The sequence below is a fragment of the Pseudomonas sp. D1HM genome (assembly GCF_019266105.1).
Lineage (GTDB): Bacteria > Pseudomonadota > Gammaproteobacteria > Pseudomonadales > Pseudomonadaceae > Aquipseudomonas > Aquipseudomonas taetrolens.
In genome coordinates, this window is the sequence record NZ_LRMN01000006.1 from 502,548 (window position 1) to 514,725 (window position 12,178).

The 12,178-nt window shown below is 61.9% G+C and carries 9 protein-coding genes; 4 read left to right on the forward strand and 5 right to left on the reverse strand.

Going from position 1 to position 12,178, the window contains the following annotated elements; translation table 11 throughout:
* Nucleotides 1-27 precede the first annotated feature (27 nt).
* The 4 genes from AWM69_RS09720 (at nt 28) to AWM69_RS09735 (ending at nt 4,892) form a co-directional block, all read left to right on the forward strand.
* On the forward strand, nt 28-1,359 hold the full coding sequence (locus AWM69_RS09720) for an MFS transporter (protein WP_218726449.1): 1,332 nt from the start codon (nt 28-30) through the stop codon (nt 1,357-1,359).
* A 17-nt stretch (nt 1,360-1,376) separates the two neighbouring features.
* Entirely contained in the window at nt 1,377-2,204 is an 828-nt protein-coding gene (locus tag AWM69_RS09725) for an alpha/beta fold hydrolase (RefSeq protein ID WP_218726451.1), read from the forward strand.
* An 84-nt stretch (nt 2,205-2,288) separates the two neighbouring features.
* Nucleotides 2,289-4,418 (forward strand): FAD-dependent oxidoreductase, encoded by a 2,130-nt coding sequence (locus tag AWM69_RS09730; protein ID WP_218726453.1) that lies wholly within the window; start codon nt 2,289-2,291, stop codon nt 4,416-4,418.
* Nucleotides 4,419-4,526: 108 nt separating this feature from the next.
* Entirely contained in the window at nt 4,527-4,892 is a 366-nt protein-coding gene (locus AWM69_RS09735) for a VOC family protein (protein WP_131654013.1), read from the forward strand.
* Nucleotides 4,893-5,308: 416 nt separating this feature from the next.
* Here AWM69_RS09735 and AWM69_RS09740 read toward each other — a convergent pair whose 3' ends face one another.
* The 5 genes from AWM69_RS09740 to AWM69_RS09760 all read right to left on the reverse strand — a co-directional run bounded on the left by AWM69_RS09740 (nt 5,309) and on the right by AWM69_RS09760 (nt 12,170).
* A complete protein-coding gene (locus tag AWM69_RS09740; protein ID WP_373274302.1) occupies nt 5,309-6,691 on the reverse strand; it encodes a DUF1329 domain-containing protein in 1,383 nt (460 codons plus the stop codon).
* An 87-nt stretch (nt 6,692-6,778) separates the two neighbouring features.
* Complete coding sequence (locus AWM69_RS09745; protein ID WP_218726455.1) at nt 6,779-8,467, reverse strand: class I adenylate-forming enzyme family protein; 1,689 nt, start codon at nt 8,465-8,467, stop codon at nt 6,779-6,781.
* A 37-nt stretch (nt 8,468-8,504) separates the two neighbouring features.
* The gene (locus AWM69_RS09750) at nt 8,505-9,659 is read right to left on the reverse strand and encodes an acyl-CoA dehydrogenase family protein (protein WP_218726457.1); all 1,155 of its coding nucleotides are present in this window, start codon (nt 9,657-9,659) and stop codon (nt 8,505-8,507) included.
* Nucleotides 9,660-9,670: 11 nt separating this feature from the next.
* Nucleotides 9,671-10,861, reverse strand: a complete 1,191-nt coding sequence (locus tag AWM69_RS09755; RefSeq protein WP_218726459.1) for an acyl-CoA dehydrogenase family protein — start codon at nt 10,859-10,861, stop codon at nt 9,671-9,673.
* 139 nt (nt 10,862-11,000) lie between these two features.
* Nucleotides 11,001-12,170: an acyl-CoA dehydrogenase family protein gene (locus AWM69_RS09760; RefSeq protein ID WP_218726461.1), complete on the reverse strand. Its 1,170-nt coding sequence runs from the start codon at nt 12,168-12,170 to the stop codon at nt 11,001-11,003.
* Nucleotides 12,171-12,178: the final 8 nt, after the last annotated feature.

Consider the following 12,178-nt stretch of genomic DNA (forward strand, 5'->3'; position numbering starts at 1 on the left):
ACTAGAACAAAACCGGGAGAACCCGTCGTGTCCATACCCTCGCGTCCCACCTGGCGAACCCATTACGCATTGGGCGTACTGGCAGCCATTTATGTCTTCAACTACATCGACCGTCTGTTGATGGCGATTCTGATCGAACCGGTGAAGGCCGAATTCGGAATTTCCGACACCGGCATCGGCCTGCTTTCAGGCGTAACCTTCGCGGTGTTTTACACCCTGTTCGGCTTTCCGCTGGGTCGCCTGTCCGACCGTATAGGACGCAAGACCGTCATCGGGCTCAGTTGTATCGCCTGGAGCGTGATGACCATGTTCTGCGGGCTGGCGGCCAGCTTCTCGATGCTGGTGGTCGCCCGTATCGGGGTGGCCATTGGTGAGGCTGGCGGCACCGCGCCATCCATGGCGATGGTGTCTGACCTGTATCCACCGGAGCGCCGCTCGACCGCCCTCTCGGTACTGATGCTCGGATCAAGCCTGGGGGCGATTTTCGGCCTGGGCCTGGGCGGCTGGATCGCCCAGCATTACGGCTGGCGTTTCGCCTTTTTGATCATCGGCGCCCCCGGGATTTTTCTCGGTCTGTTGCTGATGCTGACCGTGCGCGCCCCGAAGCCCGCACAACTGGTCAAGGCCGCGGACCTGATCCAGGACCATTGGGCGGTCACTGTGCGCCAGCTGTTTCAAACACCGTCCTTTCTGTGGCTGGTGCTGACCGGCGGTTCCGCGGCGATTGCCGGGTACGCCATCGGAACCTGGAGCCCAAGCTTCCTGATCCGCTCCCATGGCCTGAGCCTGCAGGACGCGGGGCTGCTGGCCGGCGTGGCCGGAGGTGTCGGCGCGACGCTGGGCACCCTCACCTGCGGCATATTGTGTGATCGCATGGTGCGTCGTGACAAAGGCTGGCAAATTGGCGTGCCACTGCTGGGGACGCTTATCAGCATCCCTTTTGCACTCGCCTACTTCCTGATGCCCACCGGCACCGCGTTTTACGTCGGCAGCACGCCGGTGCCCACCGCATTCCTGTTTTATTCGGTGTTCAGTTTCTTCGGCACCTGGTGGGCAACACCGTGCCTGGGCGCTATCTCGCACCTGTTCCCGGCCACACGCCTGGCCCAGGCCACAGCGATATTCGTGATGTCCATGACCTTGCTCGGTGTCGGTGTCGGTCCCTTGCTCATCGGCATGCTCAGTGACGGTTTTGCTCATAGCCTGGGCAACGAGGGGCTGCGCTATGCCCTGGCCTCCTGCGTCTCGCTGCTGGTGCTGGCATCGGTGTTCCTGGCCATGGCCTTGCCGCGCTACCGCAACTACCTCACCCAACCAACCCTAGCCGCAACGCCTTCGGCCAAAGCGGTCACTGCCTGATTTTCGGAGACTGAGTGATGACAGAACAAGACCTTCCGCTGCCTATCGGCCATTTCGTGACCCTGGACAGCGGACTGCGCCTGCACTTTCTCGACGAGGGCAGCGGCCCGGTGGTGCTGTGGCTGCACGGCAGTGGGCCGGGCGCCAGCGGCTTCAGCAACTTCAAGGGCAACTACCCACAGTTTGCAGCCTCCGGCTTCCGTAACCTGGTGGTGGATTTGCCGGGGTTCGGCCGCTCCGACAAGCCCGAAGACGCGCAGTACAACCTGGACTTCTTCGTCAGCGCCATGTCGGGTTTCCTCAAGGCCGTGGGCGTCAAGCGCGCCACCCTGCTGGGCAACTCGCTGGGGGGCGCCATTGCGCTGGGCATGGCGCTGGCCGAGCCCGAGTGTGTCGAAAAGCTGATTCTGATGGCCCCCGGCGGCGTTGAAGACCGCGAAACCTATTTCAAGATGATCGGCATTCAGCGCATGGTCGAGCTGTACAACGCAGGCCCGCTGGGCATCGAACACATGCGCCGGATCATGAGCCTGCAACTGTTCGACAGTTCACAACTGGATGACAAGCTGCTGGCCGAACGTGTGGCCGTGGCGGTGCTTCAACCGCGCAATCTGTTTACCACCATGATGGTGCCGAACATGACCGAGCGCCTTGAAGAACTGCGCGCGCCGATCCTCGGTTTTTGGGGCACCGACGACAACTTCAACCCCGCCAGCGGCGCGCTGAAAGTGCTGACCCATGCACCCAATGCACGCTTCATCATGCTCAACCGCTGCGGCCATTGGGTTCAGGTGGAACACCGCGAGCTGTTCAACAAGGCGTGCCTGGAGTTCTTGAAAGCCTGAGTCCGCCACGCGTCAACGCATGACCGACGGCTGCCTGCGGGCGGCCGTTTCCCCTTCTGAATTCCCGCTCGGGCTGAAATAACAATGACAAAATTTCCTCAATTACTGGCCCCCGGCCGTATCGGCTCACTTGAGCTGCGCAACCGCATCGTCATGGCGCCCATGGGCTCTAACTTCGCAGAAGCGGACGGCCAGTGCGGCGAACGGATTCAAGCCTATTACGAAGCCCGCGCCCGGGGTGGCGCCGGCCTGCTGATCATGGGTGTGTGCTCGATTGCCTTTCCCGCCGGTACCGCCGAACCGTTCCAGGTCGGTGTGTCCAGCGATGACTTTATTCCCGGCCTGAGCCGCCTCGCCGAACGCGTCCACCGCCACGGCGCCAAAATCGCCATGCAATTGCAGCATGCCGGCAAGACCTCCGTGCGGGACATGGCCGAAGGCCGGCAACTCTGGGTGCCGTCCGTACCACCTGTGCTGCAGAGCGACATGATGAGCGCGCTGACGCCCGAGGAGCTGTCCAACTTCGTCAGTTCCATGAAGCGCCGTGCCGAAGGGGCGCCGATCCGGGTGATGGACAGCGCAGACATCGCACAGATGACCGACTGGTTCGCCTGCGCCGCCGACCGCGCCAAACGCGCCGGTTTCGACGGGGTGGAACTGCACGCGGCCCACGGCTACATCATCGCCGGTTTCCTGTCGTCCTATTACAACCACCGCGAAGACGCCTATGGGGGCAACCTGGAAAACCGGGCCCGGCTGCTGCTGGAGATTATCGCCGCGGTACGGGCCAGGGTCGGCCGCGAGTTTCCTGTATGGCTACGCCTTGATGCCGAAGAACTGCACACCCCGGGCGGCATCAGCCTTGACGATGCCATCGCCGTGGCGCGCATGGCCGAGGCGGCCGGGGTCGACGCCGTCAGTGTTTCGGCCAGTGCCCGCATCATCAGCGGCGTGGTATTTACCGAGGCGCCCCTGGTACACAAGCCCGGTGGATTTATGGAGTGGACCGCCGCGTTCAAACGCAGCGTGAATCTGCCCGTGATCGCGGTGGGTCGCATCGAGCCCGACGTTGGTGAAAGCGCCTTGAAACGCGGCGACTGCGATTTCATTGCCATGGGCCGCAAGCTTCTGGCCGACCCGGACCTGCCGAATAAACTGCTCAACGAGCAGGAGTCGAGTATTCGGCCCTGCATCTACTGCTACGTCTGCGTCAGTCAGATTTTCGTCAACGAGCGCGTCAAATGCGCGGTCAACCCCATGACCGGTCATGAGTTCGAATACGTCATCACCCCGGCCGTCACCGCGAAACACATCGTGGTGGTCGGCGCAGGCCCAGCCGGCATGGAAGCGGCCCGGATGGCCGCCCTGCGCGGGCATCGCGTCACCCTGCTGGAACGCAGCGACCGCCTTGGCGGCACGTTGTTCTTCGCCGGTTTGGCCTATGCCGAAAACGCCCGCCTGCTGGACAACCTGCGGGTACAGGTGCAGCAATCGACAATTGATATTCGCTTGAACACCGAGGCCAGCCCTGCCCTGCTGCGTGACCTGGGGGCCGATCAAGTACTGGTGGCCGTCGGCGCCGAGCGCGCAGCGCCAGCCATCCCCGGTGCGGATCAGGATCACGTCTGGAGCGGCGACGAACTGCGCCGCCTGATGACCGGCGACCGCGCCGACGAAGTGGCCAAGCGCAAGTTGTCATTTACCCAGCGCACATTGATGAAAGCCGGCAGCCTGGCGGGCATCACCGACAGCAGCGAAGCCATGCAAAAACTGTCGCGGGTCTGGATGCCCCTGGGCAAGCGCGTCACCATCATCGGAGGGGGACTGGTCGGCCTGGAGCTGGCTGAATTCCTCATCGCCCGTGGTCGTCAGGTGTGCGTCCTGGAAAGCGGCACCCACCTGGGCCGCGAACTGGCCATCGTACGCCGCTGGCGCGTGCTGCATGAGATTCGCGTACACGGAGGCGAGTTGATCACCGGTGCCAGCGTGACCGCCATTGACGGCCAGCGCGTGCACTACCAACTGGCCGATGGCCAGGTGGGTGAAAGCCAGGCGGACTCGGTGGTCCTGGCCATCGGCGCCCAGCCCAACACCGACCTGCTCGACGCCTTGACCCGTGCCGGCATCAACGCCCTCAGCCTGGGTGATTGCCACAGCATCGGTTACATCGAAGGCGCCATCAGTGCAGGACACAAAGCCGGGCGCGAAGCCTGACACCCGCTTGAAAACAGGGCGTGGCCAGCAACGGCACGCCCTGTGAAGCTGGTGCATTGGCGATCACGGAGCGGCTTGACTATATTTCACGCACATCAGGAGATCCTCGTGAAAACAGACCAGCGCCACTTCAAAATCGACAACATCGAATTCAACGTCAGCGACATCAGCCGCAGCAAGGCCTTCTTCGGCGCTGTATTTGGCTGGACATTCACTGACTACGGCCCGACCTACAGCGAATTCAGCGACGGCCAACTGACCGGCGGTTTCACCACCTGCGAACCGGTCCGTTCCGGCGGGCCGCTGATCATCATCTACGCCGACAACCTCACACCGGTAGCACACGCGATTACCAACGCCGGCGGACAGATCATCCGCCCGGAATTCCCCTTCCCCGGCGGAACACGCTTTCACTTTACCGACCTCGACGGATACGAATGGGCCGTCTGGACCGAAGCGCAGACCTCCGACTAATCCCCATCGCAGCCTTCGGCAGCGGCTACAGAAACATCCCAAACCTGTAGCAGCTGACGAGCGGAGCGAGGCTGCGTCCGCCGCCAGACGCGGCCTCGTGCTACTCGACCGCTGCTACAGAAACACCCCAAACCTGTAGCCGCTGACGCAGGCTGCGAAAAGGCAACCACCCCAACCTCGCTGCGTCCGCCGCCGGACGCGGCCTCGTGCTACTCGACCGCTGCTACAGAAACATCCAAACCTGTAGCCGCTGCCGCAGGCTGCGAAAAGGCAACCACCCCAACCTCGTAGCAGCTGACGAGCGGAGCGAGGCTGCGTCCGCCGCTGCTGCATCCATCGCAGCCTTCGCCAGCGGCGACAAAAAAAAGCCCCGTCGTTGGCCGACGGGGCTTCAGGTCAAACTCGGGTTGAAACGCTTAGCGCCCCTTCGCCCTTGCAGCATCGGCGGTGTATTGATCCGGGGTGAATTTGCCTTCGTTCAGGATCGGGCCTTTTTTCGCTTCGTTGGTCATGCCGTAACCGGTGTACTGCCCCGAGTTCAAGTCCATGAAGAACTGGGAACCCGCTTGCCAGGCACTCATGTCCGGGTGGTAGTAGTAGTTGACCATCGCGTGCTTCCACAACTGCCCACGGGCATCGTAGTTGTCCGCCATCACGCTGTGCCAGGTGTCTTCGTCGATGAACATTACGCGTTTGCCGTAGACGTGGCGGTAGCCTTCCTTGAGATCAGCTTCCAGCACCCACACCCGACGCAGTTCATAGCGCATCAAATCCGGGTTCGGGTGGTTCGGGGTCAGCATGTCGGCATATTTGACCGTGCCAGCGTTCGCCTTGTAGGTGTTGGCCGGAATGTAGATTTCACGCTTGCCCACCAGTTTCCAGGAAAACCGCTCCGGCGAACCGTTGAACAAACGGTCTTCGTCCACGGTCATGGTGCCGTTGGTGCCGATCATCGGCTGGTCATAGCCGTACCCCGGCAACAGCCGCACACGACGGGTCGAAGGGCTGTAGCTCCAGGCCTGACGCGGGTTGGTCAGGAAGTTGTAGGGTTCGTGCGAAATGCTGATCACACCGTTGTCACGGGCCGGTTTGAGCGTGGTGTTGTTGCCCATGGCCTGGATTTTGTCTTCGGTTTTGGGCTCGACCGTCGGCGAGTTGGCTTGTGACAGGCCTCGCCCATAAGCGCGGCCCCAGCCAATGCTGCCATTGGGCAGTACCGACGCCAGATCGCTGGTTTTCTCTTCGGTCCAGGCGCGTGCCGGCAACTGGTGGTTCCACAGCAGTTCCATACCGTTTTTCGGAATCGGGAACGGCACCTGGCCCAACCCTTCAACGCCCATGCCATCGTCAACCAGTTTGGCGTTCAAGGCGTTGCTCATCGCCCGTTTGCACACGTAATCGGGGTAGCGGTAATCACGGTGACCCGGATAGATGTTCATCTTGTAGGTGGTTGGATAGCGCTTGAGCAGCGCTTTCTGCCCTTCTGTGAGTTTATCTGCGTGCTCAGCCATGTTTTGCGCGGTGATGACCAGAATCGGCTTTTCAGCGGCGTAAGGATCCACCGGCTGATCGCCCGAGAACTTGACGTGATTCCAGCCCGGGACTTCGCCGAGGTATTTGCCGGTGTACGGCGGGATGGTACCCGCGGCATTACCCGCCTGTTCAGCGCCCACACAGGTCAGCTCTTTGCCCAGTTTGGCCGCTTCTGCGGGAGATACCTGAGCGGATACCGTACTGACTGCAACCACATTGACGGCCAGGGCGGTGACGAGCATTACGCCTGTTCTTGTTATTTTCATGTATTGCCTCCTACGCGAATAAGGCTAGCTGGGGGATGCGTCCATTCTTCGCCATCTACCGGCGAGTACATCGTCCACAAAGACTAATCAGGCCGTTAGCAACACGTCCTTGAGTACATTTTTAAGCATCTTGCCGGAGGCATTGCGCACGAAAGGCGTGTGCTGGACATGGATCTGCGCCGGCACCTTGAAGCTCGCCAGGCGCTGGCCAATAAAGGTGCGCACCGCCTCGCTGTCCGGGGTATCGCCCGGGTTGCCGCGGACCACGAGATACACCACCTCGCCCAGTACGTCGTCAGGCATGGCGAAGGCCGCGGCCTCGATCACGCCCGGCATTTCACAGGCACAGGATTCAACTTCGGCAGCGGAGATTTTTTCGCCACCCCGGTTGATCAGGTCTTTGGCCCGGTCAGTGATGTAGAGAAAGCCTTCTTCATCCAGATGACCAATGTCACCGGTGTCGAGCCAACCGTCGCGCAAGGTCTGGCTGCTGGCTTCAGGCAGGTTCCAGTAGCCACTCATCAGGGTCGGCGAACGCAACCAGATCAGCCCGCTGACACCACTGGCCACCGGCCGATGGGGATCATCGCCAATGCGCACATCAACGATGGGCAAGGGCCAACCGGCCGATGCCGGCTTGTAGACGAACTGGTCACCGCCGATGGCCGCGCAAATGCCGTTGCTTTCGGTCAGGCCATAACCGCTGCCACCGATGGCTTGCGGTTTGCGTTGCGTCAGGTGCGCCAGCAAGCTGCTGGAGGGCGCCGCTCCGCCAAGTCCCAAACCGAACAGGCTTACCGTGTCGGCCGTACCAAAGCGCGGTGAAGTCAGCAGTTGCTGCATCATCACGGGCGCGCCGTTGAATTGCGTGCACTGCTCGTCGCGGATCATGTCGAAGGCTTTTTCAACATCCCACTTGTACATCAGCAACAAACGGCGGCCGCTGCGCAGGGCCAGCAAGAATTGCGCATGCAAACCGCTGACATGGAACAGCGGCACCGCCATCAAGGTGGTCGGTGCATAGCCGCTGTTGATCACCACGCTGATGCGCTCCGGTGAACTGACCGCGCAGAACGCGCCTTGAAACTCCAGGGCCGCCAGGGCCTGACACACCGCGCCATGGGTCGACAGCACGCCTTTGGCCAGGCTGGTGGTGCCTGAGGTGTAGAGAATCATCGCCGGGTCGTCTGCACTGACGTTCAAGTGCGGGGCACTCAGCGCAGGCGCGGCCAGCAGGTCTTCCAGGCGCTGGCAATGCTCATCCAGCGGCTGATCCGCAGCCATGCCGACGACGAGGGTTGCCAGGCCTTTGGCGTGCAGGTCATTGCTCAGCAATTGCAGGCGCGGTTCATCACACAGCAACAAGTGCGCACCGCTGTCCTGCAGGCCGTGGAACAACTCGTCGCGCAGCCCCCAGCTGTTCAGCGGTACACACACCCCGGCGCAACGCTGAATGGCCGCAAATGCCACCAGCCAGGACGGCTGGTTGCGCATGGCAATGGCCACGCGATCACCTTTGCGCACACCGAAACGCTGTACCAGTTGCCCGGCCAGTCGATCCACCTGGTCAAAAAACTCGCTGAAGGTAAGACGCTGCTGCTCCCAGACCAGAAACTCCCGATCGCCATGTACGCGACCACTGTCAATTGCCGCCCACACACTCGGCGCACAATGCCGGAAGCGCTTCGGCCCGCCATCGGCTGGCGTCAGCACTTCAAAAGGCGAGCCGGCACCAATCAGTTGTTGCCAGGCACTCTGCCATTGCTCAAGTTTCATCTTGTTATTCTCCTGACCCAAACCATTCGTCACAGGCTCAAGCGTGCGCGAGCTCAAGGGCGCCATAGCGCTCGCAGTGGTAATCGGTATCGCCGAGACACGCCTGCGCCACACGAATACGCTTGAGATACAGGCCGACATCGAGCTCGTCGGTGACGCCGATGCCGCCGTGCATTTGCACCGCTTCATTGGCCACCTTGAGCGCCATGCCGCCCGCCTTCCACTTCGCCAGACTGGCCAGGCGCTGACGCTCAGCCTCACTCAGGCTGGCATCGTCGAGCGCCGCCAACCCGGCCATGACTGCGCTGCGCGCCAGAGCCAGCTCCACATAGAGCTGGGCCGCCCGGTGTTGCAGTGATTGAAAGGTGCCGATGGCCACATCGAACTGAACACGGGTCTTGAGGTAGTCGAGGGTCATGTCGAACAGTTTTTCAGCCATGCCCAGCATTTCTGCCGCCAGGCACACGCGCGCGCGATCCAGCGCCGTATTCAAGGCAGACCAGGCAGAACCGGCCTCTCCCAGCAGCGCGTCGGGACCGACCTGCACCTGGTCCAGTTGCAAGCGCGCATGATTGCGCGAGTCAATCAGCGGCAATTCACTGACCGTCAGGCCTTGGGCATCGGCAGGGATCAGGAACAGGCTAATGCCCGTTTCAGAGTGCCGGTGCGACGAGGTGCGCGCAGCCACCAGATAAGCGTCGGCCCCCATGCCGTCGATGACAAAAAACTTCTCTCCGCTCAGGCTGTAGCCCGAGGCATTGGGTACGGCCTGCAAGGCCAGATTCGACGGCGCATGCCGGGGCTGCTCGTCAAGGGCCAATGCCAGCCGCTGTTCGCCACTGATGGTGGCCGACAACCAGCGGTCCTGTTGCTGTGCGTTGCCTTGCAAGTGCAACAGCGAACCGCTGAGAACCACGCTCGACAACAACGGCGAGGCGCTCAGGTTGCTGCCGATGGACTCAAAAACAGGGCCCAGGCCCATGCAGCCGAAGTCCAGCCCGCCAAGGTTCTCTGGAAATGGAATCGCGCTCCAGCCCAACGCCACCGCGTCTTGCCACAGCTGGCGGTCAAAACCGTTCGCCGCGTGCTCATCACGCAAAGCGCGTTGACGGGACACCGGGCTGCGCGCCGCCAGGAACTCGCGGGCGCTGTCGGCCAACAGCCGTTGTTCTTCGCTATAAAGCAGGTTCATGGTGAGGTTCCTTACTTCGCTTCAGGCAGGCCGAGGACCCGCTTGGCGATGACATTGAGCTGGATTTCCGACGCGCCGCCGGAAATCGTCAGGGCAAAACTGTTCAGCCAGCCACGGGTAATGGCTTGCTCCCGGGAGCTGAAAGCTTCCTTGCCCCAGCCCAGCGCGTGGTAACCCATGACGTCCAGCAGCACTTCGAACTTGTCGCGTTCCTGTTCGGTGTGCACCAGTTTCATGATCGACATCAGCCCGCTGACGTCCTGCCCGGCACGGGCTTCTTCGCCCATGCGCTGCACGGTCAGGTTGTAGGCCTGCTCATTCATTGCGCTGGCCACGGCACGCGCCACCAGCGCCGATTCACCCGCACCGGCCGGTTCAGGCAAGAACTCTTGAACCAGCGGCAACAGATGGAAATGCGTCGGCAAACTGAACTCACCGAACTTGGACATGGCTTTGCGTTCGTGCTGCAACAGGCGCTTGGCCAGGTTCCAACCGCCATGCAGCGGGCCGATCAACTGGCTTTTCGGCACTTTGACGCCATCAAAAAACACCTGGCAAAAGGCCGATTTGCCGCTGATCAAATCAATCGGTGCCACGCTCACGCCCGGGCTGTTCATGTCGAGCACAATCAGGCTGATACCTGCGTGTTTGCTGGCCTTGGGATCGGTGCGTACCAGCGCGTACATCCAGTCGGACTTGTCGCCGTAGGAGGTCCATATCTTGCTGCCGTCCACGACAAAATGATCGCCGGCATCGCGGGCTGACGTTTTCAGGCTGGCCAGGTCAGAACCGGCATTGGGCTCGGAGAACCCCTGGCACCAGCGCACTTCGCCACGGGTCATGGGGGTCAGCAGGTTTTGTTTCTGCTCTTCGGTGCCGAATTCCAGCAGCACCGGGCCCAGCATCCAGATCCCCAGGTTGATTTGTGGCGGACGGCATTTGAGGCGACGCAGCTCGCTCTCCAGCACCGCGTTGTGCTCCGGACTCAACCCTGCACCGCCATAGGCTTGCGGCCAGTCCGGGCAAAACCAGCCCTTGTCACGCATACGCTCGAACCACAGCCGGGCGTCCGCACTCGGGAACTCAACAGCGCTCGCTCCCCAGACCAACTCGCCTTCCGGTATGGCCTTGCGCTGCGACGGCGGGCAGTTGGCCTCGAGCCAGCTGCGGGTTTGCTCTCTGAACGAATCAGTCGTGCTCATGTTCTTTCACCTGTCGGTTCGTGTAGCCGCTGCCGAGGCACGAGGCTGCGATGGGCTGCGAAGCGGCCCCCGGGGTTGAAGGGCCTGCGGCCCTTATCGCAGCCTCGTACCTCGGCAGCGGCTACCGTATTCAGCGTTATCAGCGTTGGGTACGGGGCATGCCCAGGCCGAACTGGGCAATCAGCTCGCGCTGGATTTCGTTGGTCCCGCCGCCAAAGGTCAATGTCACCGAAGCGCGCACTTCGTACTCCAGATCCCCTTGCAGCAATGACGCTGCCGAACCGCCGCGTACCAGCCCGTTGGCACCGACGATAGAACTCAGTACCCGCAGGATCTCGATCGCCGACTCAGAGCCGTACACCTTGGTGGTCGAGGCCAGCGCCACGTCCATGCGCTCGCGCTCCAGGTCGGCGGCGATGCGCAAGTTGATCAGGCGCATGGCTTCGAGCCGGGCGTAACACTGCGCCAGACCAGCACGCACCCAGGCTTTGTCAGTGGCACGAACCCCGTGTTCATCCGCTTCACGGGCCCACAGCAAAACCCGCCGGAACAACCCCACTACTTTGTCCGACCAGGCCCCCAGGCCCAGCCGCTCATGGTTGAGTTGTGCGGTGATCAGCTTCCAGCCCGCGTTCAACTCACCCACCAGCATCTCTGCAGGTACGCGCACGTTGTCGTAGTAGGTGGCCGCTGTCGGGTTGCTGGTGGTCGGGATGACCGTGGTCGAGAAACCTTCGGCCCGGGTATCCAGAATCAGGATCGACACGCCCTTGTGCCGAGGTCGCTCCGGATCGGTACGCGCGGCCAGCCAGATGTAGTCGGCGGACTCCGCGCCGGAGGTCCAGAGTTTGTTGCCATTGACCACAAAGTGATCGCCTTCGGGCCGGGCTGTGGTTTTCAGAACCGCCAGGTCGCTGCCGGCATCGGGCTCGGAATAGCCAATGGCGAAGATGATTTCACCGGCAGCAATGCCCGGCAGGAACTTGGCCTTTTGCAGTTCGGTGCCGTAGGCCATCAGGGCCGGCCCCACGGTGCTGATCGTCACAAACGGCAGCGGAGCACCGGCAATATTGGCTTCTTCAAAGAAGATGAACTGCTCGGTCGGGCCGTAACCCTGCCCCCCGTGTTCCTTGGGCCAACCCACGGCCAGCCAGCCATCGCGTCCCATCTGGCGAATGGTGTCGCGATAGAGTTCGCCGCCCTCTTTACCGCGCAATTGTTCACGCAGCTGCGGGGTCATCAGGTTTTGGAAATAGTCCCGCACCTTATGGCGCAGGGCATGTTGTTCGGGTGTGAGGTCGACGAACATGGGAATCC

Coding starts and splice junctions, on each gene's coding strand:
- AWM69_RS09725 (WP_218726451.1), top strand. CDS start 1,377: ATGACAGAACAAGACCTTCCGCTGCCTATCGGCCATTTCGTGACCCTG.
- AWM69_RS09730 (WP_218726453.1), top strand. CDS start 2,289: ATGACAAAATTTCCTCAATTACTGGCCCCCGGCCGTATCGGCTCACTT.
- AWM69_RS09740 (WP_373274302.1), bottom strand. CDS start 6,691: ATGAAAATAACAAGAACAGGCGTAATGCTCGTCACCGCCCTGGCCGTC.
- AWM69_RS09745 (WP_218726455.1), bottom strand. CDS start 8,467: ATGAAACTTGAGCAATGGCAGAGTGCCTGGCAACAACTGATTGGTGCC.
- AWM69_RS09750 (WP_218726457.1), bottom strand. CDS start 9,659: ATGAACCTGCTTTATAGCGAAGAACAACGGCTGTTGGCCGACAGCGCC.
- AWM69_RS09755 (WP_218726459.1), bottom strand. CDS start 10,861: ATGAGCACGACTGATTCGTTCAGAGAGCAAACCCGCAGCTGGCTCGAG.
- AWM69_RS09760 (WP_218726461.1), bottom strand. CDS start 12,170: ATGTTCGTCGACCTCACACCCGAACAACATGCCCTGCGCCATAAGGTG.